Origin of the sequence: Streptomyces sp. LBL, assembly GCF_029893585.1 — a bacterium.
Taxonomy (GTDB): Bacteria; Actinomycetota; Actinomycetes; order Streptomycetales; family Streptomycetaceae; genus Streptomyces.
On the sequence record NZ_JARXYX010000014.1, the window covers coordinates 44718 to 71613 of the forward strand.

Annotated in this window: 23 protein-coding genes; 21 read left to right on the forward strand and 2 right to left on the reverse strand. The window is 70.7% G+C overall.

Translation table 11 applies throughout. The annotated features are described in order from the left end of the window. Positions 1-69 precede the first annotated feature (69 nt). The 6 genes from aroC to nusB all read left to right on the forward strand — a co-directional run bounded on the left by aroC (position 70) and on the right by nusB (position 6713). Entirely contained in the window at positions 70-1254 is a 1185-nt protein-coding gene (gene aroC / locus M2271_RS18485; RefSeq protein ID WP_280888349.1) for a chorismate synthase, read from the forward strand. Beyond that, positions 1251-2897 (forward strand): 3-dehydroquinate synthase, encoded by a 1647-nt coding sequence (gene aroB, locus M2271_RS18490; protein ID WP_280888350.1) that lies wholly within the window; start codon positions 1251-1253, stop codon positions 2895-2897. The genes aroC and aroB overlap by 4 nt, the downstream gene beginning before the upstream one ends. A gap of 524 nt (positions 2898-3421) precedes the next feature. Beyond that, entirely contained in the window at positions 3422-4297 is an 876-nt protein-coding gene (locus M2271_RS18495) for a Pro-rich N-terminal domain-containing protein (RefSeq protein WP_280888351.1), read from the forward strand. A 256-nt stretch (positions 4298-4553) separates the two neighbouring features. Beyond that, positions 4554-5660 (forward strand): aminopeptidase P family protein, encoded by a 1107-nt coding sequence (locus M2271_RS18500; RefSeq protein ID WP_280888352.1) that lies wholly within the window; start codon positions 4554-4556, stop codon positions 5658-5660. 49 nt (positions 5661-5709) lie between these two features. Continuing rightward, positions 5710-6276 carry an elongation factor P gene (gene efp / locus M2271_RS18505; RefSeq protein WP_280888353.1) on the forward strand — a complete coding sequence of 189 codons (567 nt, stop codon included), beginning with the start codon at positions 5710-5712 and terminating at the stop codon, positions 6274-6276. Between the two features lie 2 nt (positions 6277-6278). Then, the gene (nusB, locus tag M2271_RS18510; protein ID WP_280888354.1) at positions 6279-6713 is read left to right on the forward strand and encodes a transcription antitermination factor NusB; all 435 of its coding nucleotides are present in this window, start codon (positions 6279-6281) and stop codon (positions 6711-6713) included. A gap of 170 nt (positions 6714-6883) precedes the next feature. Here nusB and bldD read toward each other — a convergent pair whose 3' ends face one another. Further along, positions 6884-7387 carry a transcriptional regulator BldD gene (gene bldD, locus M2271_RS18515; protein WP_280888355.1) on the reverse strand — a complete coding sequence of 168 codons (504 nt, stop codon included), beginning with the start codon at positions 7385-7387 and terminating at the stop codon, positions 6884-6886. Between the two features lie 277 nt (positions 7388-7664). Between bldD and pyrR the strand changes: the two genes are divergently transcribed. The 14 genes from pyrR (at position 7665) to M2271_RS18585 (ending at position 24559) form a co-directional block, all read left to right on the forward strand. After that, positions 7665-8276, forward strand: a complete 612-nt coding sequence (pyrR, locus tag M2271_RS18520) for a bifunctional pyr operon transcriptional regulator/uracil phosphoribosyltransferase PyrR (protein ID WP_280888356.1) — start codon at positions 7665-7667, stop codon at positions 8274-8276. Between the two features lie 91 nt (positions 8277-8367). Further along, positions 8368-9399 carry an aspartate carbamoyltransferase catalytic subunit gene (locus M2271_RS18525; protein WP_280888357.1) on the forward strand — a complete coding sequence of 344 codons (1032 nt, stop codon included), beginning with the start codon at positions 8368-8370 and terminating at the stop codon, positions 9397-9399. Between the two features lie 5 nt (positions 9400-9404). Next, positions 9405-10691: a dihydroorotase gene (locus tag M2271_RS18530; RefSeq protein WP_280888358.1), complete on the forward strand. Its 1287-nt coding sequence runs from the start codon at positions 9405-9407 to the stop codon at positions 10689-10691. Beyond that, positions 10688-11281, forward strand: coding sequence for a hypothetical protein (locus M2271_RS18535; protein ID WP_280888359.1), 594 nt, complete (start codon positions 10688-10690; stop codon positions 11279-11281). Before M2271_RS18530 ends, M2271_RS18535 begins: the two co-directional genes overlap by 4 nt. Further along, positions 11278-12447, forward strand: a complete 1170-nt coding sequence (gene carA / locus M2271_RS18540) for a glutamine-hydrolyzing carbamoyl-phosphate synthase small subunit (protein WP_280888360.1) — start codon at positions 11278-11280, stop codon at positions 12445-12447. Before M2271_RS18535 ends, carA begins: the two co-directional genes overlap by 4 nt. Beyond that, complete coding sequence (gene carB / locus M2271_RS18545) at positions 12440-15748, forward strand: carbamoyl-phosphate synthase large subunit (RefSeq protein WP_280888361.1); 3309 nt, start codon at positions 12440-12442, stop codon at positions 15746-15748. Before carA ends, carB begins: the two co-directional genes overlap by 8 nt. Positions 15749-15829: 81 nt before the next feature. Continuing rightward, positions 15830-16936, forward strand: coding sequence for a quinone-dependent dihydroorotate dehydrogenase (locus tag M2271_RS18550; RefSeq protein ID WP_280888362.1), 1107 nt, complete (start codon positions 15830-15832; stop codon positions 16934-16936). Then, positions 16933-17775, forward strand: a complete 843-nt coding sequence (pyrF, locus tag M2271_RS18555) for an orotidine-5'-phosphate decarboxylase (protein ID WP_280888363.1) — start codon at positions 16933-16935, stop codon at positions 17773-17775. The genes M2271_RS18550 and pyrF overlap by 4 nt, the downstream gene beginning before the upstream one ends. A gap of 278 nt (positions 17776-18053) precedes the next feature. After that, on the forward strand, positions 18054-18377 hold the full coding sequence (locus tag M2271_RS18560) for an integration host factor (protein WP_019059734.1): 324 nt from the start codon (positions 18054-18056) through the stop codon (positions 18375-18377). A 59-nt stretch (positions 18378-18436) separates the two neighbouring features. Continuing rightward, on the forward strand, positions 18437-18994 hold the full coding sequence (gene gmk / locus M2271_RS18565) for a guanylate kinase (RefSeq protein ID WP_280888364.1): 558 nt from the start codon (positions 18437-18439) through the stop codon (positions 18992-18994). 53 nt (positions 18995-19047) lie between these two features. Then, positions 19048-19320 carry a DNA-directed RNA polymerase subunit omega gene (rpoZ, locus tag M2271_RS18570; protein WP_003977348.1) on the forward strand — a complete coding sequence of 91 codons (273 nt, stop codon included), beginning with the start codon at positions 19048-19050 and terminating at the stop codon, positions 19318-19320. Positions 19321-19441: 121 nt separating this feature from the next. Then, positions 19442-20644, forward strand: a complete 1203-nt coding sequence (coaBC, locus tag M2271_RS18575) for a bifunctional phosphopantothenoylcysteine decarboxylase/phosphopantothenate--cysteine ligase CoaBC (RefSeq protein WP_280888365.1) — start codon at positions 19442-19444, stop codon at positions 20642-20644. A 239-nt stretch (positions 20645-20883) separates the two neighbouring features. Further along, positions 20884-22092: a methionine adenosyltransferase gene (metK, locus tag M2271_RS18580; protein WP_280888366.1), complete on the forward strand. Its 1209-nt coding sequence runs from the start codon at positions 20884-20886 to the stop codon at positions 22090-22092. Between the two features lie 313 nt (positions 22093-22405). Then, positions 22406-24559, forward strand: coding sequence for a primosomal protein N' (locus tag M2271_RS18585; RefSeq protein ID WP_280888367.1), 2154 nt, complete (start codon positions 22406-22408; stop codon positions 24557-24559). A 202-nt stretch (positions 24560-24761) separates the two neighbouring features. On the opposite strand, the gene M2271_RS18590 is transcribed toward M2271_RS18585, so the two are convergent. Next, entirely contained in the window at positions 24762-25307 is a 546-nt protein-coding gene (locus M2271_RS18590; protein ID WP_280888368.1) for a hypothetical protein, read from the reverse strand. Between the two features lie 553 nt (positions 25308-25860). Here M2271_RS18590 and fmt point away from each other — a divergent pair. Then, positions 25861-26793 carry a methionyl-tRNA formyltransferase gene (gene fmt, locus M2271_RS18595; RefSeq protein ID WP_280888369.1) on the forward strand — a complete coding sequence of 311 codons (933 nt, stop codon included), beginning with the start codon at positions 25861-25863 and terminating at the stop codon, positions 26791-26793. The last annotated feature ends 103 nt before the right edge of the window (positions 26794-26896 follow it).

Consider the following 26896-nt stretch of genomic DNA (forward strand, 5'->3'; position numbering starts at 1 on the left):
CGTGCCGATGCCGTACGCGAGAACACGTGTACGGCGGGCAGTACCAGGCGCGAGCATGGAGGAGCACCGTTGAGCAGGTTGCGCTGGCTGACCGCTGGGGAGTCCCACGGTCCCGCACTCGTGGCGACGTTGGAGGGCCTTCCCGCCGGCGTGCCGATCACCACAGACATGGTGGCCGACCATCTGGCGCGGCGCCGTCTGGGTTATGGGCGTGGCGCGCGGATGAAGTTCGAGCGCGACGAGGTCACCTTCCTCGGCGGTGTGCGCCACGGTCTCACCCTCGGTTCCCCGGTCGCGGTCATGGTGGGCAACACCGAGTGGCCGAAGTGGGAGCAGGTCATGTCGGCCGACCCGGTCGACCCGGAGATCCTCGCCGGCCTGGCCCGTAATGCGCCGCTGACCCGTCCGCGGCCCGGCCACGCCGACCTCGCCGGTATGCAGAAGTACGGCTTCGACGAGGCCCGGCCGATCCTGGAGCGGGCGTCCGCCCGGGAGACGGCGGCCCGAGTCGCGCTGGGCGCGGTGGCCCGGTCGTACCTGAAGGAGACGGCCGGCATCGAGATCGTCAGTCACGTCGTCGAGCTGGCCGCCGCGAAGGCGCCGCAGGGCGTGTACCCCACGCCCGCCGACGTCGAGAAGCTGGACGCGGATCCGGTGCGCTGCCTGGACGCGGACGCGTCGAAGGCGATGGTCGCGGAGATCGACCAGGCCCACAAGGACGGCGACACCCTCGGTGGCGTCGTCGAGATCCTCGCCTACGGCGTCCCGGTCGGGCTGGGCTCGCACGTGCACTGGGACCGCAAGCTGGACGCCCGGCTGGCCGGTGCCCTGATGGGCATCCAGGCGATCAAGGGCGTCGAGGTCGGTGACGGTTTCGAGCTGGCGCGGGTGCCCGGCTCGAAGGCGCACGACGAGATCGTCAACACGGACGACGGCATCAAGCGGACGTCCGGCCGCTCCGGCGGCACCGAGGGCGGCCTGAGCACCGGTGAGCTGCTGCGGGTACGGGCCGCGATGAAGCCGATCGCGACCGTGCCGCGCGCCCTGCAGACCGTCGACGTGAGCACCGGTGAGGCCACCCAGGCGCACCACCAGCGCTCCGACGTGTCCGCGGTCCCGGCCGCCGGCATCGTCGCCGAGGCCATGGTCGCGCTGGTCCTCGCGGACGCGGTCGCGGAGAAGTTCGGCGGCGACTCGGTGACCGAGACCCGCCGCAATGTGCAGTCGTACCTCGACAACCTGGCCATCCGATGACCGCTCCGCAGGTCGTCCTGGTCGGACCGATGGGCGTGGGCAAGTCCACCGTCGGCCAGTTGCTGGCCGGGCGGCTCGGGGTCGGCTACCGGGACACGGACGACGACATCGTCGCCGAGCAGGGCCGCACGATCGCGGAGATCTTCGTCGACGAGGGCGAGCCGGCCTTCCGGGCGATCGAGAAGGCCGCCGTGCACAAGGCACTGGCCGAGCACGACGGTGTCCTCGCCCTGGGCGGCGGCTCGATCCTGGACGCGGACACGCGGGCGCTGCTGGCCGGACAGCGGGTCGTCTACCTCTCGATGGACGTCGAGGAGGCGGTCAAGCGCACCGGCCTGAACGCGGCCCGCCCCCTCCTCGCCGTCAACCCGCGCAAGCAGTGGCGCGAACTGATGGAGGCGCGGCGCTCTCTGTACGAGGAGGCCGCCACCGTCGTCGTGACGACCGACGGCCGTACGCCCGAAGAGGTCACGCAAGTCTCCCTGGACGCTTTGGAGTTGGAGACTGTAATTCCCGGGGGACAGCCCCCGGACCCCCGGCCGGAGGACGTAATGGCAGACCAGGTGACGAGGATTCAGGTCGGCGGCACCGCGGGCAGTGAACCGTACGAGGTCCTGGTGGGCCGTCAACTCCTGGGCGAGTTGGGCGGGTTGGTCGGAGACAGGGTCAAGCGGGTCGCCGTCATCCACCCGGAGGCGCTCGCCGAGACCGGCGACGCGCTCCGCGCCGACCTGGCCGGACAGGGTTACGAGGCCGTCGCCATCCAGGTGCCGAACGCGGAGGAGGCCAAGACCGCCGAGGTCGCCGCCTACTGCTGGAAGGCGCTCGGCCAGTCCGGGTTCACCCGTTCCGACGTCATCGTCGGTGTCGGTGGCGGCGCGACCACGGACCTCGCCGGGTTCGTGGCCGCGACCTGGCTGCGCGGGGTGCGCTGGATCGCCGTCCCGACCACCGTGCTGGCCATGGTGGACGCGGCCGTCGGCGGCAAGACCGGCATCAACACCGCCGAGGGCAAGAACCTGGTCGGCTCCTTCCACCCGCCGGCCGGGGTGCTGTGCGACCTGGCCGCGCTGGACTCCCTCGCGGTCAACGACTACGTCTCCGGGCTGGCGGAGGTGATCAAGGCAGGTTTCATCGCCGATCCACGGATCCTGGAGCTGATCGAGGCCGACCCGGAAGGTGCCCGCAGCCCGTCGGGTGCGCACGCCGCGGAGTTGATCGAGCGCTCGATCCGGGTCAAGGCCGAGGTCGTCTCGTCCGACCTGAAGGAGTCGGGGCTGCGCGAGATCCTCAATTACGGTCACACGCTCGCGCACGCGATCGAGAAGAACGAGCGCTACCAGTGGCGGCATGGCGCCGCGGTGTCGGTCGGCATGCACTTCGCCGCCGAACTGGGCCGTCTCGCGGGCCGGTTGGACGATGCGACGGCCGACCGTCACCGTGCGGTGCTGGAGTCCGTCGGGCTGCCGCTGCACTACCGCTACGACCAGTGGCCCAAGCTGCTGGAGACCATGAAGGTCGACAAGAAGTCCCGCGGCGACCTGCTGCGCTTCATCGTCCTGGACGGGCTGGCCAAACCCACCGTTCTGGAGGGGCCGGACCCGGCGGTCCTGCTGGCCGCCTACGGCGAAGTGGGCCAGTAGGTCCCGCCGTACTCCAGCCGCCCCATGTGCCTTGCGTCACAGGGCACTTCGGACCGCCCCCGGCCGTTGCACCAAACGACGGCAGGGGGCGGTACCGTTCGGGTGGGGGCCCTCCCAGGCCCTTCAGGCAGTGGGGGAGAGCGGGTACCCCCGCTGTCAGCGCCCATCGCCTGCGGTGAGGGAGCCGAAGGGGCGCGCCGGTGTGGAGAGGTCGAGCGCGCCAAGGCCCGAGGTCTGAGCGCGGCCGGGCTCTCGACAGTGCCACGCGGCCACAGCCGCGGCTGCGGCACCGCGGCGCCCCGGAGGCGAACCGAGCCCCATCTCTGATCTTGCGTGGGTATCCCCGGCTTCAGCCGGGGAGGGGAACGCATCCTTGGTCTCGGACCCGCGAAGCGGTGTAGTACGCTGCACATCTGCTTCGGCAGCGGTCAGGGCTTGGCCGTCCTGCGGGGCTTGTGTCCCAAGGGAGAAGCCCCCTCGTTCACGAGGGGGAGGAGTCACAGAACGAGACGGAGTGGCACCGGATGCAGCACGCAGTGGGTTCTCCGCTGCCGCCGCCCCACCAGCCGGGGCACGAAGGGGCCACGGGCTGGTCACCGGCCGCACATCACCCGGGCCCGCACCCCCCGGGTGCGCACCAGGGCCCCGCCCCCGTGCCCCCGCCGCATCCTGCCCCGGGCTTCAGCGGAGCCGGCGTCTCCTCGGCACCACCCGTGCCCCCCACCCCGCAGCACGCCCCGGCGCACCCCGCCCCCGATGGCACCGGCCATGTGCCACTGCCGCCCGGCGGGCCCGTCGTCATGCCCAGCGCGCCGCACGCCACGGTTGCCCCCGATCCGGCCGCCACCACCCTCGCGGTGCTGCTCATCGGCCCCGCGGGGGCCGGCAAGACCAGCGTCGCCAAGTACTGGGCGGACCACCGCCGGGTCCCCACCGCCCACATCAGCCTCGACGACGTCCGTGAATGGGTCCGCTCCGGCTTCGCCGACCCCCAGTCGGGATGGAACGACCACTCCGAGGCCCAGTACCGCCTGGCCCGCCGCACCTGCGGCTTCGCCGCGCGCAACTTCCTGGCCAACGGCATCTCGTGCATCCTCGACGACGCCGTCTTCCCCGACCGCCCGGTCGTCGGCCTCGGCGGCTGGAAGCGCCATGTAGGCCCCGGCCTTCTCCCGGTCGTCCTCCTCCCCGGCCTGGAGGTCGTCCTGGAGCGCAACGCCGAACGCTCCGGCAACCGCCGCCTCTCCGACGACGAGGTCGCCCACATCCACGGCCGCATGGCGGGCTGGTACGGCTCCGGCCTCCCGATCATCGACAACTCCCAACTGGACGTACCCCAGACGGCTCAGGTCCTGGACGAGGTACTGGCAAGGTCGATAGCGAGCCCACCGAACTGGTAGGCGCACGGGACAGAAACCCGCCTCTTGCAGATGGACGGAACAGAAACCAGCCTTCCTGCAGACGCACGCGGCAGAGACCCTCCTGCAGAGGCGTCAGGGCTGGATCGATGCGCGGCTCCGCCGCGTGGGCGCGACCAGCCCTGACCGGCCCGCATCCGGCACACCATGCGCGCTCGCGCCCCGTCCCTCGATCGGTGCCTGCCCACTCGGCCTCTCCCGAGCGGCGGCCCCCCTGCGGGGCTCCTACGCTCGTGTCATGTCAGAGGTCCACGTTGCCCGCCGAGCTTGCCTACGGGAACGCTGCCAAGCCAGCGGCAGCGCCTCCGCGCTGGTCTCCCGCCCCGCCAATGTCCGCTACCTCGCAGGCGCCGCCCCGCACGGCGCCGTCCTGCTCCTCGGCAGGGCCGGGGACCTGCTGCTGTGTCCCGGCCCGCCGGACGAACGCCCCGCCGAGGGCCGGCCCGACGAGGCGCTGCGCGTGGAGCGGCTGCCCGGTCCCGGCGGTGATCCCGCCGTCGCCGCGGCCGGCCACGCGATGGCGCAGGGCGGCGAGTGTCTCGCCGTCGAGGAGCACCACCTCACGGTCGCCCGGCACCGGGCCATCCGCTCGGTGGTGCCGCGGCTGCGCCTGGCCGATCTGGGCGGCGCGGTGGAACAGCTGAGGGTGGTGAAGGACGAGGAGGAGATCTCCTGCCTCAGGATCGGCGCGGAGATCGCCGACCAGGCGCTGGGGGAACTGCTCGAATCCATCCTGGTCGGCCGTACCGAACGCCATCTCGCTCTCGAACTGGAGCGGCGCCTGGTCGACCACGGCGCCGACGGCCCCGCCTTCGCGACTTCCGTCGCGACCGGCCCGAACTCCGGCAGACGCGGGCACCGCCCCACCGACCGGCGGGTCGAGGAAGGCGACTTCCTCTCCGTCTGCCTGGGCGCGACCTACCGTGGCTACCGCTGCGAGATCGGCCGTACCTTCGTCATCGGTACGTCCCCCGCCGACTGGCAGATCGAGTTGTACGACCTCGTCTTCGCCGCTCAGCGGGCCGGCCGGGAGATCCTGGCCCCGGGTGTCGCCTACCGTGACGTGGACCGTGCCGCACGCCAGGTGCTGGACTCGGCGGGGTACGCCGAAAGACTTCCCGCGCTGACCGGACATGGTGTGGGACTCGAAATCGACGAGGACCCGGAGTTGGCTCCCTCAGCCATGGGTAAACTGGACGCTTGCGTGCCGGTCACCGTCGAACCGGGGGTCCACCTCCCGGGCCGGGGCGGCGTCCGGATCGATGACACGCTCGTCGTCCGCCCCGAGGCGGACGGCGGACCCGAGCTACTCACCATCACGACCAAGGAGCTGCTCGCGCTGTAGCCGCGCGTGCCCCGGGGTCGTCCACGTCAGTCCAGGAGATTCCGCAACCGTGGCTTCCACGAACGACCTCAAGAACGGCCTGGTGCTCAAGCTCGAAGGCGGCCAGCTCTGGTCCGTCGTCGAGTTCCAGCACGTCAAGCCCGGCAAGGGCCCGGCCTTCGTGCGCACCAAGCTGAAGAACGTGCTCTCCGGAAAGGTCGTCGACAAGACGTTCAACGCCGGCGTCAAGGTCGAGACGGCCACTGTCGACAAGCGTGACATGCAGTTCTCGTACATGGACGGCGAGTACTTCGTCTTCATGGACATGCAGACCTACGACCAGCTCATGGTCGACCGCAAGGCCGTCGGCGACGCCGCCAACTTCCTGATCGAGGGCTTCACCGCCACCGTCGCCCAGCACGAGGGCGAGGTGCTCTTCGTCGAGCTGCCGGCCGCCGTCGAGCTGGTCGTCCAGGAGACCGAGCCCGGCGTCCAGGGTGACCGTTCCACCGGCGGCACCAAGCCGGCCACGCTGGAGACCGGTCACCAGATCCAGGTGCCGCTCTTCATCACCACCGGTGAGAAGATCAAGGTCGACACCCGTACGAGCGACTACCTCGGCCGGGTGAACAGCTAACCGTGGCTGCCCGCAATACGGCCCGCAAGCGCGCCTTCCAGATCCTCTTCGAGGGCGACCAGCGCGGAGCCGACGTCCTGACCGTCCTCGCGGACTGGATCCGGCTCTCCCGGGGCGACACCCGGCAGCCGCCCGTGAGCGAGTACACGATGCAGCTCGTCGAGGGCTATGCGCAGCACGCGAAGCGCATCGACGAACTGATCGCTCAGTACTCGGTCGGCTGGACGCTCGACCGGATGCCGGTCGTCGACCGCAACATCCTGCGTCTCGGCGCCTACGAGCTGATCTGGGCGGACGAGACGCCGGACGCCGTCGTGCTCGACGAGATGGTGCAGTTGGCGAAGGAGTTCTCCACGGACGAGTCGCCTTCGTTCGTCAACGGTCTGCTCGGCCGGTTCAAGGACCTCAAGCCCTCGCTGCGCCGGGATGAGGCGTAGGAGCCCCGCAGAGCCAGGAAACGCCCAGGGGCCCTCAGCGGGATCGCTGAGGGCCCCTGGGCGTCCGCCTTGCCCGCGAGGCCCCCGAAGGGCGCAGAAAGCCGCCGGGGTGGCCGGAACCATGAGGTTCCGGCCACCCCGGCGGTACGTTTCTGCTGAACCGCGGAGCGTCAGCTCTCCTCGTGGGAGGCCACCGCGCGGCGGGCGTCCGCGTCCAGGACGCCCCAGTTGATCAGCTGCTCGGTGAGGACCGAGGGCGACTGGTCGTAGATGACGGCGAGTGTGCGCAGGTCGTCCTGACGGATCGAGAGCACCTTGCCGTTGTAGTCACCGCGCTGGGACTGGATCGTCGCGGCATACCGCTGCAGCGGGCCCGCCTTCTCGGCCGGCACATGGGCCAGCCGCTCCAGGTCAAGGACCAGCTTCGGCGGCGGCTCGGCGGCGCCGCCCGGCGTGGTGCCCGGCAGCAGCTCCTGCACGGGAACCCCATAGAAATCGGCCAGCTCGGCAAGACGCTGCACGGTCACGGCGCGGTCGCCACGTTCGTACGAACCGACCACGACGGCCTTCCAGCGCCCCTGGGACTTCTCCTCGACACCGTGGAGGGAAAGGCCCTGCTGGGTGCGGATGGCCCGGAGCTTGGCCCCGAGCTGTTTGGCGTATTCGCTGGACATATAGCTCCCCGGACACTGTGTCGACGCGACTGGATTGGGGTCCAGGCCGCGCGGCTGGTAACTCACTGTGAGGTTACGCAGCGTTACTCTTCCGCGTCAAGCCGAATGGTCCACACCGACGCTTCCGTGGTAGCGGTCGCCGATTGAGCCAGGAGGGTGATCCCGGGTCGGCAGGGGGGTGAATCAGGGCGGCCGTCCGGGCCTGCTACCGTGGATGGCGCAAATCCGACGTCCTTTAAGGTCCGTCCCGTGAGGCGGAGAAGGAGGTCCGTTTCATATGGACAACCAGCAGGACACGCAGCACGACAACCAACAGGACACGCAGCCGCGGTCCGATGCGCGGCCCGTTCTCGAAGGCCCCGACATCGCGCGGGTGCTGACCCGCATCGCCCACGAGATCGTCGAACGCGCCAAGGGTGCCGACGACGTGGTGCTCCTCGGCATTCCCACCCGGGGCGTCTTCCTCGCCCAGCGGCTGGCCACCAAGTTGGAGCAGGTCACCGAGCGCAAGATCCCCGTCGGTTCGCTCGACATCACCATGTACCGCGACGACCTGCGCATGCACCCGCCGCGTGCGCTGGCCCGCACCGACATCCCCGGCGACGGCATCGACGGCAAGCTGGTCGTCCTCGTCGACGACGTGCTCTTCTCCGGCCGCACCATCCGTGCCGCCCTCGACGCCCTGAACGATATCGGGCGCCCGCGCGCGGTGCAGCTCGCGGTGCTGGTCGACAGAGGCCACCGCGAACTGCCCATCCGCGCCGACTACGTCGGCAAGAACCTCCCCACGTCGTTGCGGGAGACGGTCAAGGTCCAGCTCGCCGAGGAGGACGGTCGCGACACCGTGCTGCTCGGCGCCAAGCGGACCGCTCCGGGCGCGCAGCAGTAGCAGCCAGGCGTACGCCACCGTCGTACGCCTGGCTCACAGGCCCGCGCCTGCCCGAATTCTCCCCAGTGAACTGTCTTACGGAGCCTGACAGATGCAGCGTCATCTCATCTCGGCCGCCGACCTCACCCGCGACGACGCCGTCCTGATCCTCGACACCGCCGAGGAGATGGCCCGGGTCGGCGACCGGCCGATCAAGAAACTGCCCACCCTGCGCGGCCGGACCGTCGTCAATCTCTTCTTCGAGGACTCCACCCGCACCCGGATCTCCTTCGAGGCCGCCGAGAAGCGGCTGTCCGCCGACGTCATCAACTTCTCCGCCAAGGGCTCCAGTGTGTCCAAGGGCGAGTCCCTGAAGGACACCGCCCAGACGCTGGAGGCGATGGGCGTCGACGCGGTCGTCATCCGGCACGGCGCCTCCGGAGCGCCGTACCGCCTCGCCAACTCCGGTTGGATCGACGCGGCCGTCATCAACGCCGGCGACGGCACTCACCAGCACCCCACCCAGGCACTGCTCGACGCCTTCACCATGCGCCGCCGCCTGGTGGGCCGGGACGACGGCCTCGGGCAGGACCTGGCCGGCAAACGGATCACGATCGTCGGCGACGTGCTGCACAGCCGGGTCGCCCGCTCCAACGTCGACCTGCTGCACACCCTCGGCGCCGAGGTCACCCTCGTCGCCCCGCCCACCCTGGTGCCGGTCGGCGTCGAGACGTGGCCCTGCGAGGTGTCGTACGACCTGGACAGCACGCTTCCGAAGTCCGACGCGGTGATGATGCTGCGCGTCCAGCGGGAGCGCATGAACGCGGCGTTCTTCCCGACCGAACGCGAGTACGCCCGGCGCTACGGCCTCGACGGCGACCGCATGAGGCGGATGCCCGAGCACGCCATCGTGATGCACCCCGGCCCGATGGTCCGGGGCATGGAGATCTCCGCCGAGGTCGCCGACTCCGAGCGCTGCACGGTGGTCGAGCAGGTCGCAAACGGAGTCTCCGTCCGGATGGCCGTCCTGTATCTGCTTCTGGGGGGCAACGAACCCGCCGTCTCCCACACCCGCCCGTCCGTCTCCCACCACCCTTCCAGCGAGCCCTCCGCGCACACCGTTTCCGCGGACGAGGAGAATTAAGACATATGAGCAAGATCCTGATCCGTGGTGCGAAGGTGCTCGGTGGCGAGTCGCAGGACGTGCTGATCGACGGTTCGCAGATCGCGGAGGTCGGCAGCGGCCTGACCGCGGAGGGGGCCGAGGTCGTCGAGGCCGACGGGAAGGTGCTGCTGCCGGGCCTGGTCGACCTGCACACCCACCTCCGGGAGCCCGGCCGCGAGGACTCCGAGACCGTGCTGACCGGCACGCGCGCGGCAGCCTCCGGCGGCTACACCGCCGTGTTCGCCATGGCCAACACCTTCCCGGTCGCCGACACGGCCGGTGTGGTCGAGCAGGTCTTCCGGCTCGGCCAGGAACACGGTTACTGCGATGTGCAGCCCATCGGTGCCGTCACCGTAGGGCTGGAGGGCAGGAAGCTCGCCGAACTGGGTGCCATGCACGAGTCGGCGGCCGGTGTCACCGTCTTCTCCGACGACGGCAAGTGCGTGGACGACGCCGTGATCATGCGGCGGGCCCTGGAGTACGTGAAGGCCTTCGGCGGTGTCGTCGCCCAGCACGCACAGGAGCCGCGGCTGACCGAGGGCGCCCAGATGAACGAGGGTGTCGTCTCCGCCGAGCTGGGTCTCGGGGGCTGGCCCGCGGTGGCCGAAGAATCGATCATCGCCCGGGATGTCCTGCTCGCCGAGCACGTCGGCTCCCGCGTCCACATCTGCCACCTGTCGACCGCCGGCTCCGTCGAGATCGTCCGCTGGGCCAAGTCCCGCGGCATCGACGTCACCGCCGAGGTCACCCCGCACCACCTCCTCCTCACCGACGAGCTGGTGCGCAGCTACAACCCCGTCTACAAGGTCAACCCGCCGCTGCGCACCGAGCGGGACGTGCACGCCCTGCGCGAGGCGCTCGCCGACGGCACCATCGACATCGTCGCCACCGACCATGCCCCGCACCCGCACGAGGACAAGGACTGCGAGTGGGCCGCGGCCGCCATGGGCATGGTCGGCCTGGAGACCGCGTTGTCAGTGGTCCAGGAGACGATGGTCGAGACGGGCCTGCTGGACTGGGCCGGGGTCGCCGAGCGCATGTCCTTCACGCCCGCGCGCATCGGGCGGGCGAAGGGCCACGGACGCCCCGTCTCGGCAGGCGAGCCCGCCAACCTCACGCTCGTCGACACGGCATACCGTGGGTCCGTGGACCCCGCAGGCTTCGCCTCGCGCAGCCGGAACACCCCGTATGAGGGGCGTGAGCTGCCGGGCCGTGTGACGCACACATGGCTCCGGGGCAAGGCCACGCTCGTCGACGGGAAGCTCACGTGACACCTGCAACCGTGCTCGCCGCCGGACTCGCGGCCGGACTGGCGGCCGAGAGGAAATCGGCCGATGTGACCGACTGGACCGCCCGTATCGGCTGGCTCGTCGGTCTCGCCCTCTTCGTCGCGCTCGTCTACTGGCTGATGCGAGAGGGCTGGAAGTGGCGCGGCACGCTCCAGGGCGACCTGCCCGAGCTGCCCGCCGCGCCGCGCGAGCCCGGCCCGGTGAAACTCAGCATGACCGGCCGCTACCACGGCTCCACCACCGCAGGGCAGTGGCTGGACCGGATCGTCGCGCACGGCCTCGGCACCCGCAGCCGGGTCGAGCTCACACTGACGGACGCGGGACTGGACGTCGTACGCCCCGGGGCGACCGACTTCTTCGTCCCCGCCGACGCCCTGCGCGAGGCCCGGCTCGACAAGGGCATCGCCGGCAAGGTCCTCACCGAGGGGGGCCTGCTCGTCGTGACCTGGGCCCACGGTGAGCGGCTGATCGACTCCGGTTTCCGCTCCGACCGCGCGGCCGAACAGACCGAGTGGGTCGACCTCATCAACTCCATGATCGAAACAACCACCACGGAAGGCGCCGAACGATGACGACCTCCACCAAGGGAATCGCTTCCGCCCGGAAGACGCCTCCCGCCGCACTCGTCCTCGAGGACGGCCGGGTCTTCCGCGGCCGTTCCTACGGGGCGGTGGGGGCGACCTTCGGCGAGGCCGTGTTCTCCACCGGCATGACCGGCTACCAGGAGACCCTCACCGACCCGTCGTACCACCGCCAGGTCGTCGTGATGACCGCCCCGCACATCGGCAACACCGGCGTCAACGACGAGGACGCCGAGTCGAAGCGGATCTGGGTCGCCGGATACGTCGTGCGCGACCCCGCGCGCGTGCCCTCCAACTGGCGCTCCCGCCGCTCGCTCGACGACGAGCTGCGCGCGCAGGGTGTCGTCGGCATCTCCGGCATCGACACCCGCGCGCTGACGCGCCATCTGCGCGAGCGAGGCGCGATGCGCGTCGGCATCTTCTCCGGCGACACGCTGTCCGACGAGGGCACCATGCTCGCCGAGGTGCGCCAGGCCCCCGAGATGAAGGGTGCGGACCTCTCGGCGGAGGTGGCCACCGAGGAGGCGTACGTCGTCCCCGCGATCGGCGAGAAGAAGTTCACCGTCGCCGCGGTCGACCTCGGCATCAAGGGCATGACCCCGCACCGGATGGCCGAGCGCGGCATCGAGGTGCACGTGCTGCCGGCGACGGCGACCGCGGCGGACGTGTACGCAGTGAACCCGGACGGCGTGTTCTTCTCCAACGGGCCCGGCGACCCGGCCACCGCCGACCATCCCGTCTCCCTCATGCAGGCGGTCCTCGAACGCGGCACGCCGCTGTTCGGCATCTGCTTCGGCAACCAGATCCTGGGGCGGGCGCTCGGCTTCGGCACCTACAAGCTGAAGTACGGCCACCGGGGCATCAACCAGCCGGTGCAGGACCGTACGACCGGCAAGGTCGAGGTCACCGCGCACAACCACGGCTTCGCCGTCGACGCGCCGCTCGACCAGGTGTCCGACACCCCGTACGGCCGCGCCGAGGTCTCCCACGTCTGCCTGAACGACAACGTCGTGGAAGGCCTGCAACTCCTCGACCGCCCGGCTTTCAGCGTCCAGTACCACCCCGAAGCGGCAGCCGGCCCGCACGACGCCGCGTACCTGTTCGACCGCTTCACGTCTTTGATGAACACAGTCAAGATGGAGGGCCAGCGTGCCTAAGCGCACCGATATCCAGTCCGTCCTGGTCATCGGCTCCGGCCCGATCGTCATCGGCCAGGCCGCCGAGTTCGACTACTCCGGCACCCAGGCGTGCCGCGTCCTGAAGGCCGAGGGCATCAGGGTCATCCTGGTCAACTCCAACCCGGCGACGATCATGACCGACCCGGAGATCGCCGACGCCACCTACGTCGAGCCGATCACCCCGGAGTTCGTCGAGAAGATCATCGCCAAGGAGCGGCCGGACGCGCTGCTGCCGACTCTCGGCGGCCAGACCGCCCTCAACACCGCGATCTCCATGCACGAGCAGGGAGTGCTGGAGAAGTACGGTGTCGAGCTGATCGGCGCCAACGTCGAGGCGATCAACAAGGGCGAGGACCGCGACCTCTTCAAGGACGTCGTCGAGGCCGTCCGGCAGAAGATCGGGCACGGCGAGTCCGCCCGGTCCGTGATCTGCCACACCATGGACGACGTCCTGCAGGGCGTCGAGACGCTCGGCGGCTACCCCGTCGTCGTCCGGCCCTCCTTCACCATGGGCGGCGCCGGCTCCGGCTTCGCGCACAACGAGGAGGAGCTGCGCCGCATCGCCGGCCAGGGCCTGACCCTCTCGCCGACCACCGAGGTGCTCCTGGAGGAGTCCATTCTCGGCTGGAAGGAGTACGAGCTGGAGCTGATGCGCGACAAGAACGACAACGTCGTGGTCGTCTGCTCCATCGAGAACTTCGACCCGATGGGCGTGCACACCGGCGACTCGATCACCGTCGCGCCCGCGATGACGCTGACCGACCGCGAGTACCAGCGCCTGCGTGACATCGGCATCGCGATCATCCGTGAGGTCGGCGTCGACACCGGCGGCTGCAACATCCAGTTCGCGGTCGATCCCGAGGACGGCCGCATCATCGTCATCGAGATGAACCCGCGCGTCTCGCGTTCCTCGGCCCTCGCCTCCAAGGCCACCGGCTTCCCGATCGCGAAGATCGCCGCCAAGCTGGCCGTCGGGTACACCCTCGACGAGATCCCGAACGACATCACCGAGAAGACCCCGGCCTCCTTCGAGCCGACCCTCGACTACGTGGTCGTCAAGGCCCCGCGGTTCGCCTTCGAGAAGTTCCCGTCCGCCGACTCCACGCTGACCACGACCATGAAGTCGGTCGGCGAGGCCATGGCGATCGGCCGCAACTTCACCGAGGCCTTCCAGAAGGCGCTGCGCTCGCTGGAGAAGAAGGGCTCCCAGTTCACCTTCGTCGGCGAGACGGGCGACCGGAAGGAGCTCCTGGAGGCCTCGGTCCGTCCGACCGACGGCCGGATCAACACCGTCATGGAGGCGATCCGCGCCGGTGCCACACCGGAGGAGATCTTCGCGTACACGAAGATCGACCCGTGGTTCGTCGACCAGCTCTTCCTCATCAAGGAGATCGCGGACGAGCTGGCCGCCGCCGACCGCCTCGACGCCGACCTGCTCTCCGAGGCCAAGCGGCACGGCTTCTCCGACCAGCAGATCGGCGAGATCCGGGGCCTGCGCGAAGACGTGGTGCGCGAGGTGCGGCACGCCCTGGGCGTGCGCCCGGTGTACAAGACGGTCGACACCTGCGCCGCCGAGTTCGCGGCGAAGACGCCGTACTTCTACTCCTCGTACGACGAGGAGAGCGAGGTCGCGCCCCGGGAGAAGCCGGCGGTCATCATCCTGGGCTCCGGCCCCAACCGCATCGGCCAGGGCATCGAGTTCGACTACTCCTGCGTCCACGCCTCCTTCGCGCTGTCCGACGCCGGGTACGAGACCGTGATGGTCAACTGCAACCCGGAGACCGTCTCCACGGACTACGACACCTCCGACCGGCTGTACTTCGAGCCGTTGACGCTGGAGGACGTGCTGGAGATCGTCCACGCGGAGTCGCTGGCCGGGCCGATCGCGGGTGTGATCGTGCAGCTGGGCGGCCAGACCCCGCTGGGCCTGGCGCAGGCGCTGAAGGACAACGGCGTACCGGTGGTCGGCACGCCCCCCGAGGCGATCCACGCGGCCGAGGACCGTGGAGCCTTCGGCCGCGTCCTCGCCGAGGCGGGGCTGCCGGCCCCGAAGCACGGCACCGCGACCACCTTCGCCGGGGCCAAGGCCATCGCCGACGAGATCGGCTACCCCGTCCTCGTCCGGCCGTCGTACGTCCTCGGCGGACGCGGCATGGAGATCGTGTACGACGAGACCCGCCTGGAGTCGTACATCGCCGAGTCCACCGAGATCAGCCCCTCGCGGCCGGTCCTGGTCGACCGCTTCCTCGACGACGCCATCGAGATCGACGTAGACGCCCTGTACGACGGCGAGGAGCTCTACCTCGGCGGCGTCATGGAGCACATCGAGGAGGCCGGCATCCACTCCGGCGACTCCGCGTGCGCGCTCCCGCCGATCACCCTCGGCGGCTTCGACATCAAGCGCCTGCGGGCCTCGACGGAGGCCATCGCCAAGGGCGTCGGAGTGCGCGGTCTGATCAACATCCAGTTCGCGATGGCCGGCGACATCCTGTACGTCCTCGAGGCCAACCCGCGCGCGTCCCGTACGGTTCCCTTCACCTCGAAGGCCACCGCCGTGCCGCTGGCGAAGGCCGCCGCCCGGATCTCCCTCGGCGCGACCGTCGCCGAGCTGCGTGCCGAGGGGCTGCTTCCGAAAACCGGCGACGGCGGCGAGCTCCCGCTGGACGCGCCGATCTCCGTCAAGGAGGCCGTCATGCCGTGGTCGCGCTTCCGTGACGTCCACGGGAGGGGCGTGGACACGGTCCTCGGCCCGGAGATGCGCTCCACCGGCGAGGTCATGGGCATCGACTCCGCCTTCGGCACGGCGTACGCCAAGTCCCAGGCGGGCGCCTACGGCCCGCTTCCGACGAAGGGCCGGGCGTTCATCTCGGTCGCCAACCGCGACAAGCGCTCCATGATCTTCCCGGCCCGCGAGCTGGTCGCCCTCGGCTTCGAGCTGCTGGCCACCTCCGGCACGGCCGAGGTCCTCAAGCGCAACGGCATCAACGCCAAGGTCGTGCGCAAGCAGTCCGAGGGCGTCGGCCCGAACGGCGAGAAGACCATCGTCCAGCTCATCCACGACGGCGAGGTCGATCTCATCGTCAACACCCCGTACGGCACCGGCGGCCGCCTCGACGGCTACGACATCCGTACGGCGGCCGTGGCGCGGTCCGTGCCGTGCCTGACGACGGTCCAGGCGCTCGCCGCGGCCGTCCAGGGCATCGACGCCCTCCACCACGGTGACGTGGGCGTCCGATCGCTCCAGGAACACGCGGAACACCTGACCGCGGCCCGCGACTAGCAGCCCCGAGGGGGACACCGGAAGGTGTCCCCCTCTTCATGAGGACCCAGATCTTCATGAGGACCCCAGAGGACTCTCGCGATGTACAAGCTGTTCTTCCATCTGGTTTTCCGGCGGATGGACCCCGAGAAGGCCCATTACCTGGCCTTCCGCTGGATCCGGCTCGCCGTCAGGACCCCCGTGCTGCGCACCTTCGTCGCCGCCGCGCTCGCACCCCGCTACAAGGAGCTGCGCACCGAGGCCTTCGGGCTGCGGATGCACGGCCCCTTCGGACTCGCCGCCGGCTTCGACAAGAACGCGATCGCCGTCGACGGCATGTCGATGCTCGGCTTCGACCATGTCGAGATCGGCACGGTCACGGGCCAGGCGCAGCCCGGCAACCCCAAGAAACGGCTGTTCCGGCTCGTCAAGGACCGTGCGCTGATCAACCGCATGGGCTTCAACAACGAGGGTTCGCTGGCGGTCGCCGCGCGTCTGGCCTCCCGTACGCCCGTCTTCAGGACCGTGGTGGGCGTGAACATCGGCAAGACCAAGGTCGTACCCGAGGAGGAGGCGATCGGAGACTATGTGAAGTCGGCCGAGCGGCTGGCGCCGTACGCCGACTACCTGGTCGTGAACGTGTCGTCCCCGAACACACCCGGGCTGCGCAACCTGCAGGCCACCGAGGCGCTGCGCCCCCTGCTGAGCGCCGTCCGCGAGGCCGCCGACCGCAGGGTGACCTCGCGCCGCGTCCCGCTGCTGGTGAAGATCGCGCCCGACCTCGCCGACGAGGACGTCGACGCGGTCGCCGACCTGGCCGTCGAGCTCGGTCTGGACGGGATCATCGCCACCAACACCACCGTCGCGCGCGAGGAGCTCGGCCTGACATCCGACCCCTCGCTGGTGAAGGAGACCGGCGGTCTCTCCGGAGCCCCCCTGAAAGCACGCTCCCTGGAGGTGCTGAGGCGTCTGTACGCGCGCGTGGGCGACCGGATCACCCTCGTCGGTGTCGGGGGCGTCGAGGACGCCGAGGACGCCTGGCAGCGCATCCTGGCCGGCGCCACGCTGGTCCAGGGCTACAGCGCGTTCGTCTACGAGGGGCCCTTCTGGGCCCGCGCCGTCCACAAGGGGCTCGCCGCCCGCCTGCGGGCCGGCCCGTACGCCACCCTCGCCGACGCGGTCGGCGCCGATGTGAGGAAGAGGTCATGACTGTGGAGTCCTTCGGCGCGCGTCTTCGCCGGGCGATGGACGAGCGCGGCCCGCTGTGTGTCGGTATCGACCCGCATGCCTCCCTGCTGGCCGAGTGGGGCCTGGGCGACGATGTGGCCGGCCTGGAGCGCTTCAGCCGTACGGCCGTGGAGGCGATGGCCGACCGGGTCGCCGTGCTCAAGCCACAGAGCGCGTTCTTCGAGCGCTTCGGCTCGCGCGGAGTCGCCGTCCTGGAGAAGTCGGTCGCCGAGGCTCGGGCGGCCGGCGCGCTGGTCGTGATGGACGCCAAGCGCGGCGACATCGGCTCGACCATGGCCGCGTACGCCGAGTCCTTCCTCCACAAGGACGCCCCGCTGTTCTCGGACGCCCTGACCGTCTCGCCGTACCTCGGCTACGGGTCGCTCTCGCCGGCCGTCGTGCTGGCGCGGGAGAGCGGCGCCGGCCTGTTCGTGCTGGCGCTGACCTCCAACCCGGAGGGCGGCGAGGTCCAGCACGCGGTCCGCGCCGACGGCCGGGACGTCGGAGCGACGATGCTGGCGCACCTCGCGGCCGAGAACGAGGGGGAGACGCCGCTGGGGTCCTTCGGGGCGGTGGTCGGTGCCACGCTCGGCGACCTGTCGTCGTACGACCTGGACATCAACGGTCCCCTCCTGGCGCCCGGTATCGGCGCGCAGGGGGCCACCCCGGCGGATCTGCCCGCGGTCTTCGGCTCGGCGGTGCGCAATGTCGTCCCGAACGTCAGCCGGGGTGTTCTGCGTCATGGTCCCGATGTCGGCGCGCTGCGGGCGGCCGCCGATCGGTTCGCGGACGAGGTCCGGGCCGCTGTGGAGTCCTCCTGAGCCCTTCGGGCCCGTCGGCCGAGTCCTCCGATGAGTGGTTCGAAGCCGACGGGATTCTGAATTCATCCTCAAATCCGGGGCAATATGTGCGAAATGTCCGACCTTGCAAAGGCTGACCAGGACTTTTCCGCTGTTCTCGCTGACTCTGGCGCCCTTGGCCGCTAGTCTCCGACGAGAGTCAACGGGCAAGCGTGTTGCTCGTGACTCCCCAGGTGTGGGGCTACTAGGTTCCTCACCGGTCCGTATCCGACAGTTTCGACATCCGAGGTGACGTAGGCGTGGCTCTTCCGCCCCTTACCCCTGAACAGCGCGCAGCCGCGCTCGAAAAGGCCGCCGCGGCTCGCCGGGAGCGGGCCGAGGTCAAAAATCGACTCAAGCACTCCGGCGCCTCCCTGCATGACGTCATCAAGCAGGGCCAGGAGAACGACGTCATCGGCAAGATGAAGGTCTCCGCGCTGCTTGAGTCCCTGCCGGGCGTGGGCAAGGTCCGCGCCAAGCAGATCATGGAGCGACTCGGCATCTCCGAGAGCCGCCGGGTGCGCGGTCTCGGGTCCAACCAGATCGCCTCTCTCGAGCGTGAGTTCGGCAGCACCGGTTCCTGAACCCGGGCACTCCGGACAGGGAGTCCCGGGCACCCCGGGACAACTGGAATAATCGCTGCATGAACGAACGTCCGCGGCTGACCGTGCTCTCCGGCCCCTCCGGGGTCGGCAAGAGCACGGTCGTCGCCCATATGCGCAAGGAACACCCCGAGGTCTGGCTCTCGGTGTCGGCGACGACCCGCAGGCCACGCCCCGGTGAGAAGCACGGAGTCCACTACTTCTTCGTCACCGACGAGGAGATGGACAAGCTGATCGCCAACGGTGAGCTGCTTGAGTGGGCCGAATTCGCCGGCAACCGGTACGGCACGCCACGTGCTGCCGTGCTGGAGCGCCTGGAGGCGGGGGAGCCCGTCCTCCTGGAGATCGACCTCCAGGGTGCCCGTCAGGTCCGTGAGTCCATGGCGGACGCCCAGCTGGTGTTCCTGGCTCCTCCCTCCTGGGAGGAGCTCGTGCGCAGACTCACCGGCCGGGGCACCGAGCCGCCCGAGGTGATCGAGCGCCGCCTGGGCGCGGCGAAGGTCGAACTGGCGGCCGAGCCGGAGTTCGATGTGACCCTGGTCAACACCTCCGTCGAGGATGTGGCGCGCGAGCTGCTAACCTTGGTGGATGTTGTGTGATCACGTGTGATGTGGTCACGACCGATCTTTTCCCATCCATCGGAAGGTAGAGCGTGTCCTCTTCCATCTCCGCGCCCGAGGGCATCATCAACCCGCCGATCGACGAGCTCCTCGAGGCCACGGACTCGAAGTACAGCCTCGTGATCTACGCGGCCAAGCGGGCCCGCCAGATCAATGCGTACTATTCGCAGCTCGGCGAGGGACTTCTCGAGTACGTCGGTCCGCTCGTCGACACTCACGTCCACGAGAAGCCGCTCTCGATCGCTCTTCGCGAGATCAACGCCGGTCTGCTGACGTCCGAGGCCATCGAAGGCCCGGCGCAGTAGTATTTTCGGTTCACGGTTGACTTATCCACAGGCCCGGCAGCGCGACTGCCGGGCCTGTGGTGTGTGATGGAGTCGTACGTCGGGAGCCGCGGCGTACGTTTCCGAGGTGCGGGGAGAAACGGTGGACAAGCCGAAGGTCGTTCTGGGCGTCAGCGGTGGCATCGCCGCCTACAAGGCCTGTGAGCTGCTGCGCAGACTGACCGAGTCGGGGCATGACGTGCGCGTCGTCCCCACCGCCTCCGCGCTGCACTTCGTCGGTGCCGCCACGTGGTCCGCACTCTCCGGCAACCCGGTCTCGACCGAGGTGTGGGACGACGTCCACGAGGTCCCGCACGTCCGCATCGGCCAGCACGCCGACCTGGTCGTCGTCGCCCCGGCCACCGCGGACATGCTCGCCAAGGCCGCCCACGGCCTCGCCGACGACCTCCTCACCAACACCCTGCTCACCGCACGCTGCCCGGTCGTCCTCGCCCCCGCCATGCACACGGAGATGTGGGAGCACCCGGCCACCCGGGAGAACGTGGCGACCCTGCGCCGCCGGGGCGCCGTCGTCATCGAACCGGCCGTCGGCCGCCTCACCGGCGTCGACACGGGCAAGGGCCGGCTGCCCGACCCCGCCGAGATCTTCGAGGTCTGTCGCCGGGTGCTCGCCAGAGGAGTGCGGGAGCCGGACCTGGCCGGCCGACATGTCGTCGTGAGCGCCGGCGGCACCCGCGAGCCCCTCGACCCCGTCCGCTTCCTCGGCAACCGCTCCTCCGGCAAGCAGGGTTACGCCCTCGCCCGCACAGCCGCCGCCCGGGGCGCCCGGGTCACCCTGGTCGCCGCGAACACCGGCCTGCCGGACCCCGCCGGTGTGGACGTGGTCCCGGTCGGGACGGCGGTGCAGCTGCGGGAGGCGGTCATCAAGGCGGCCGCCGACGCCGACGCGGTGGTGATGGCGGCGGCTGTCGCCGACTTCCGCCCGGAGACCTACGCGGCCGGGAAGATCAAGAAGAAGGACGACAAGGACCCGGACCCCATCGTGCTCGTACGGAATCCAGACATTCTCGCGGAGATCTCCGCCGACCGCGCCAGACCCGGCCAGGTGGTCGTCGGTTTCGCCGCCGAGACGGACGACGTGCTGGCCAATGGCCGTGCGAAGCTCCGGCGCAAGGGCTGCGACCTGCTCGTGGTGAACGAGGTGGGGGAGCGCAAGACGTTCGGCTCCGAGGAGAACGAGGCCTTGGTGCTGGCCGCCGACGGCAGCGAGACCCCGGTCCCGCACGGGCCCAAGGAAGCCCTGGCCGAAACCGTGTGGGACCTGGTGGTCGATCGTCTGAGCTGAACGTTTCCAGCTGCCCAAAGTTCGCCCACAGCTCGCAGATTGAGGCGTGGCGACCCTGGCCAAGGCCCCGTCGCATTGGGCACAATGCCCGTGCCGCAGGTCACAGCACTCCCGAGAGGCGAGACAGGAGGGCCGGCGGCGGAGTGCGACCGATAAACTGTTCTCGGACGACGCCGGGCGCAGCCCCCGTCCCGTCCGCCAATGATCAGCCAGCAGCCGCTGCAACCCCAGGGAGCGTTGTGTCCCGTCGTCTGTTCACCTCGGAGTCTGTGACCGAGGGTCACCCCGACAAGATCGCTGACCAGATCAGCGACACCATCCTCGACGCGCTTCTCAAGGAGGACCCGACCTCCCGGGTCGCCGTCGAGACGCTGATCACCACCGGCCTGGTGCATGTGGCCGGTGAGGTCACCACCAAGACCTACGCACCCATCGCGCAGCTCGTGCGCGACAAGATCCTGGAGATCGGCTACGACTCCTCGAAGAAGGGCTTCGACGGCGCCTCCTGTGGCGTGTCGGTGTCCATCGGCGCGCAGTCCCCGGACATCGCGCAGGGCGTCGACACCGCCTACGAGAACCGGGTCGAGGGCGACGAGGACGAGCTGGACCGCCAGGGTGCGGGCGACCAGGGCCTGATGTTCGGTTACGCGTGCGACGAGACCCCCACCCTGATGCCGCTGCCGATCTTCCTCGCGCACCGCCTGGCGAACCGCCTGTCCGAGGTCCGCAAGAACGGCACCATCCCCTACCTGCGGCCGGACGGCAAGACGCAGGTCACCATCGAGTACGACGGCGACAAGGCGGTCCGCCTGGACACGGTCGTCGTCTCCTCGCAGCACGCGTCGGACATCGACCTGGAGTCGTTGCTCGCCCCCGACATTCGCGAGTTCGTGGTGGAGCCGGAGCTGAAGGCGCTGCTCGACGAGGGCATCAAGCTGGAGACCGAGAACTACCGTCTGCTGGTCAACCCGACCGGCCGCTTCGAGATCGGCGGCCCGATGGGTGACGCCGGCCTGACCGGCCGCAAGATCATCATTGACACTTACGGCGGCATGGCCCGCCACGGCGGCGGCGCCTTCTCCGGCAAGGACCCGTCCAAGGTGGACCGCAGTGCCGCGTACGCGATGCGCTGGGTCGCCAAGAACGTCGTCGCCGCGGGCCTCGCCTCGCGCTGCGAGGTCCAGGTGGCCTACGCCATCGGCAAGGCCGAGCCGGTCGGCCTCTTCGTGGAGACCTTCGGCACCGCCAAGATCGACACGGACCGGATCGAGAAGGCGATCGACGAGGTCTTCGACCTCCGCCCGGCCGCCATCATCCGCGACCTCGACCTGCTCCGCCCGATCTACGCCCAGACCGCGGCGTACGGCCACTTCGGCCGCGAGATCCCCGACTTCACCTGGGAGAAGACGGACCGAGTGGAGGCGCTGCAGAAGGCGGCGGGGCTGTAGGACCCACGGCTTGGTGCGAGGCCCGGTTCCCTCCGCGGGAGCCGGGCCTCGGCATGTCCCCGGCCGGTCCGCTTCGGCGTCGGGGGGCTCTGCGCCGACGTCCGGTGTACAAAGGGGCGGAATCCTCGGGGCTCGGGGATTTCCCCGTGGGTTCCCTGTTGCCGGCCGTCGGCACGGTGGGTCCGGGCGGCGTTGCTGAGTGGTCCACGGCCGATTGGTCCTCTGCCGAGTGGCCCACGGCAGAGTGTGTGCCGTCGCCGGTGGAGAACTCGGGCGTCGTCGGTTGTCAGCGGGGTTTGGTAAGAATGCAAGCGTGAGCAGCGAGAACGGGTCGACGGGCGGCGGGGCCGAGGGGGCGCCGCCCGAGCAGCTTGCGCTCATTCGGGAGAGTGTGCGGAAGGCTCAGGTGCCGCGCGCGAAGCCGCGGACGTGGCGTGGGGCCGCGCTCGCGGAGGAGTTGCCGGTCGCGCGGGTGCTGGTCGACAAGGGTGTGCTGCATCTCGACCGCTACTTCGACTACGCGGTGCCCGCCGAGCTGGACGCCGACGCACAGCCCGGGGTGCGGGTGCGGGTGCGGTTCGGGGCCGGTCGGCATCGGGTGCGGGGCGGACGGCGTGAAGGCGGGGGTCTGATCGACGGGTTCCTCGTGGAGCGGCTCGCCGAATCCGACTACTCCGGGCCGCTGGCCGCGCTGGCGCAGGTCGTGTCGCCCGAGCCCGTACTCGGCGAGGAACTGCTGGGGCTGGCCCGGGCGGTCGCCGATCGGTACGCCGGGAGCCTTGCCGATGTGCTCCAGCTTGCCGTGCCGCCGCGCAACGCACGGGCCGAGCAGCGACCCTCACCCGCTCCGCTGCCGTCGCCCGGCGCACCCGACGTGGGGTCCTGGGGGCGGTACGAGCACGGCGCCGCGTTTGTGGAGACGCTGGCCGCCGGGGGTGCCCCGCGCGCGGTGTGGAACGCGTTGCCCGGGGCCGAGTGGAGCGACGAGCTGGCGCGGGCCGTCGTGGCCACGCTGGCCTCCGGACGCGGTGCGCTGGTCGTGTTGCCGGACGGGCGGTCGGTCGCCCGGGTCGATGCCGCGCTGACCGCGCTGCTGGGGGAGGGACGGCATGCGGTGCTCACGGCCGACGCCGGGCCCGAGAAGCGGTATCGGGAGTGGCTGGCCGTGCGGCGGGGAAGCGTACGGGCCGTCGTGGGGACGCGGGCCGCCATGTTCGCGCCGGTGCAGAATCTCGGGCTCGTCGCGATCTGGGAGGACGGGGACGACAGCCACAGCGAGCAGCACGCGCCCCAGCCGCATGCGCGAGAGGTGTTGTTGCTGCGGGCCGCACAGGACAAGTGCGCCTTTCTGCTGGGGAGTTGGAGCTGCACCGTGGAGGCCGCGCAGCTCGTGGGGAGCGGGTGGGCCCGGCCCCTCGTCGCCGGCCGGGAGCAGGTACGGGCCGCCGCGCCGCTGGTCAGGACCGTGGGCGACGGGGATCTCGCACGGGACGAGGCGGCACGGGCCGCCCGCCTGCCGACCCTCGCCTGGCAGGCCGTCAGAGAGGGGCTGCGGCACGGGCCGGTGCTCGTGCAGGTGCCCCGGCGGGGGTATGTGCCGAGGCTGGCGTGCGCCCACTGCCGGGTGCCCGCGCGGTGCCGGCATTGTTCCGGGCCGTTGGAGGCACAGGATTCGGGGGCCGAAGTGCACTGTGGGTGGTGCGGGCGGGCGGACGGCGCGTGGCACTGTCCGGAGTGCGGGGGGTTCCGGCTGCGGGCGCAGATCGTGGGGGCGCGGCGGACCGCCGAGGAACTGGGTCGGGCTTTTCCGGCGGTACCGGTACGGACCTCGGGGCGCGAGCACGTGCTGGACACCGTGCCGGCGGCGCCCGCGCTGGTGGTGAGTACGCCGGGGGCCGAACCCGTGGCCGAGGGCGGGTACGCGGCCGCCCTGCTGCTGGACGGCTGGGCCATGCTCGGACGACCTGACCTGCGCGCCGGTGAGGACGCGCTGCGGCGGTGGATCGGGGCCGCAGCGCTGGTACGGCCCCAGGGCGGGGGAGGCACCGTCGTGGTCGTCGCCGAGCCCACGCTGCGGCCCGTGCAGGCGCTGGTGCGATGGGACCCGGTGGGCCATGCGGTGCGGGAGCTCGCCGAGCGGGCCGAACTGGGTTTTCCGCCGGTGTCGCGGATGGCGGCCGTGTCGGGTGCCGCGGAGGCGGTCGCGGAATTTCTGCGAGCGGTGGAACTGCCCTCGGACGCCCAGCTGTTGGGCCCCGTACCGGTGCCCGTCACCACTGCGGGCCGTCCGCGGCGGACGGGGGCGCCGCCTCCCGGGGAGTACTGGGAGCGGGCGTTGATCCGGGTGCCGCCGGGAAGCGGGGCGGTGTTGGCGGCCGCGCTCAAGGCGGCGCAGGCGGCGCGGATGGCGCGCGGGAGTACGGAGGCGGCGGTTCGGGTGCGGATCGATCCGCCGGACATCGGCTGAGGCGGCAGGCGGCAAGCGGCAGGCGGCAAGCGCCAAGCGGTTGGCGGGGTGCCAGGGTGCCGGGGCGACGTGAGGCGGTGGGTGGGTGGCGTCGGACGTCGGTGGGGGTGGCGGGGCGACGCGGTGGCTGTGGATCGGGTGCCCATATGCGGCTGCCCTCCCGGGGTACGCAGGGAGGGCAGCGGGAGCGTGGGGACAGCCGTCAGCCGTTGCGGGGGGCCGGGAAGGGGGTCGTGGGCCTGGCCTCTTCAAGGAGGGACGGACTTCCTGCTGTCGGCTGGGTCGGCATGGAGCGGGCGGCGGGGACGGTCGGTACCGCGGGGATGCCGGTGCCCATGGTGACTGTGCGGGAAGCTGCGGGCTCCGTGGCCCGCTCGGTCTCGGCGGCCGCCTGGGCCGCGGCGCGTCGGGCACCGTAACGGCGGTGCACCGCCTGTTTGGTGACCCCGAGGGCGGACCCCACCGCGTCCCACGAGAAGCCGAGTGAACGGTCGAAGTCCACGGCGGCCGTCACGAGGGTCTCGACACTGTCCCGCAGTTCCTGGGCGAGACGGACCGTCGGGGCGGGGGCGCGTCCGTAGACGACGAAGCCCGTGGAGGGGCCGGAGCGGCGCGGGCGGTAGACGTTGCCCAACTGGGCGGTGAGGGTACGCAGTGCGTCCACCTGCCGGCGGACCCGCTCGATGTCCCGCACCAGCAAGTGCAGGCTGGCCCGAGCCTGGGCGTCGTGGGTTGCGTGGTCGGCCATGAACAAGCCTCTCGAACCGGCGTTGAAAAGGATGAACCGCCTGAAGGCGGCCCTTTGTGGTCAACTCTTTCTTGACCAACGCGGATTCGCTCCGCGGGTCACGCATCGGGGGCGTGTGGGCATATGTGTACGCCCCTGGTGGGGGTTTTGCGCCTCGCCGTTCGGTCTGGTGTTCTCCCACCCGCACACCACTCTGTTTCCAGTCGGGCAAGAAGTGGGGCCTCTCCCGTGGGGGCGCTCGCCATCGGGAGCTTTCCCGCCCTGGGCCCGGTCCGTGTCGTGGGTGGCCTGGTTCCTGTCCATGGCCCCGGTCCGCGTCTATGAGCCCGGTCCATGGCCCGGTCCCGCTCCCCGTCCGTGGGCCCGGTCCCCGTCCGAGGGCCCGGTCCCCGTCGTCCGTGGGCCCGGTCCCCGTGGCCCCGGCTCCCTTGCCCGTGGCCCCGGCCCCCTTGCCCACTGGGCCCGGCCCCCGTCGTCCATGGCCCCGGCCCCCGAAGTCATAGACTTGTGAGTCGCCCGCCCCGCACCCCGTCCGAGAGGTCCGCACCCACCCATGAAGCTCGTCTTCGCCGGTACCCCCGAGGTCGCCGTTCCCGCTCTGGACGCTCTGCTTGCCGCCGGGCGGCATGAGGTGGCCGCTGTCGTCACGCGGCCCGACGCGCCGGCCGGGCGTGGGCGGAGGCTGGTCGCCTCTCCCGTCGCCGAGCGGGCCGAGGAGGCCGGGATCGAGGTGCTGAAGCCCGCGAAGCCTCGGGACCCGGAGTTCCTCGAGCGGCTCCGTGAGATCGCCCCGGACTGCTGTCCCGTCGTGGCGTACGGCGCTCTCCTGCCCAGGGTCGCCCTCGACATCCCGGCCCACGGCTGGGTCAACCTGCACTTCTCGCTGCTGCCCGCCTGGCGCGGAGCCGCCCCCGTGCAGCACGCCGTCGTGGCGGGGGACGAGATCACGGGAGCCTCCACCTTCCTCATCGAAGAGGGACTCGACTCCGGGCCCGTCTACGGAACGCTGACCGAGACCATCCGGCCCATTGACACCAGCGGCGACCTGCTGACCCGGCTCGCCTTCGCCGGCGCCGGGCTGCTGGTCGCGACCATGGACGGGATCGAGGACGGTTCCCTGAAGGCCGTACCGCAGCCGACCGAGGGCATCACCGTCGCCCCGAAGATCACCGTCGAGGACGCCCGGGTGGACTGGGGCACGCCCGCGCTGCGGGTGGACCGGGTCGTGCGCGGATGCACCCCGGCGCCCGGCGCCTGGACCACCTTCCGCGGCGAGCGGCTCAAGCTCATCCAGGTCCGGCCTGTCCCCGAGCGGTCCGACCTCGCCCCCGGCGTGCCGGCCGTCGGCAAGAACGACGTGCACGTGGGCACGGGGTCGCACGCCGTCGAGCTGCTGTGGGTGCAGGCCCAGGGCAAGAAGCCGATGAAGGCCGCCGACTGGGCGCGGGGCGTGCGCATCGGCGAGGGCGAGATCCTCGGCAGGTGAGGAACGGGACGAGGAGACCCCCGGCCGCTGACGGACAGGAGACCCCCGGCCGCTGAGGGACAGGAGACCCCCGGCCGCTGAGGGACAGGAGACCCGCGGCAGC

What these genes read in the sequence shown, in the direction of transcription:
- aroB (WP_280888350.1), top strand. Translation starts at nt 1,251, where the DNA reads ATGACCGCTCCGCAGGTCGTCCTGGTCGGACCGATGGGCGTGGGCAAG.
- M2271_RS18530 (WP_280888358.1), top strand. Translation starts at nt 9,405, where the DNA reads ATGAGCAAGATCCTGATCCGTGGTGCGAAGGTGCTCGGTGGCGAGTCG.
- fmt (WP_280888369.1), top strand. Translation starts at nt 25,861, where the DNA reads ATGAAGCTCGTCTTCGCCGGTACCCCCGAGGTCGCCGTTCCCGCTCTG.
- M2271_RS18550 (WP_280888362.1), top strand. Translation starts at nt 15,830, where the DNA reads ATGTACAAGCTGTTCTTCCATCTGGTTTTCCGGCGGATGGACCCCGAG.
- carA (WP_280888360.1), top strand. Translation starts at nt 11,278, where the DNA reads ATGACGACCTCCACCAAGGGAATCGCTTCCGCCCGGAAGACGCCTCCC.
- M2271_RS18500 (WP_280888352.1), top strand. Translation starts at nt 4,554, where the DNA reads ATGTCAGAGGTCCACGTTGCCCGCCGAGCTTGCCTACGGGAACGCTGC.
- pyrR (WP_280888356.1), top strand. Translation starts at nt 7,665, where the DNA reads ATGGACAACCAGCAGGACACGCAGCACGACAACCAACAGGACACGCAG.
- pyrF (WP_280888363.1), top strand. Translation starts at nt 16,933, where the DNA reads ATGACTGTGGAGTCCTTCGGCGCGCGTCTTCGCCGGGCGATGGACGAG.
- M2271_RS18495 (WP_280888351.1), top strand. Translation starts at nt 3,422, where the DNA reads ATGCAGCACGCAGTGGGTTCTCCGCTGCCGCCGCCCCACCAGCCGGGG.
- bldD (WP_280888355.1), bottom strand. Translation starts at nt 7,387, where the DNA reads ATGTCCAGCGAATACGCCAAACAGCTCGGGGCCAAGCTCCGGGCCATC.
- M2271_RS18590 (WP_280888368.1), bottom strand. Translation starts at nt 25,307, where the DNA reads ATGGCCGACCACGCAACCCACGACGCCCAGGCTCGGGCCAGCCTGCAC.
- gmk (WP_280888364.1), top strand. Translation starts at nt 18,437, where the DNA reads ATGAACGAACGTCCGCGGCTGACCGTGCTCTCCGGCCCCTCCGGGGTC.
- M2271_RS18525 (WP_280888357.1), top strand. Translation starts at nt 8,368, where the DNA reads ATGCAGCGTCATCTCATCTCGGCCGCCGACCTCACCCGCGACGACGCC.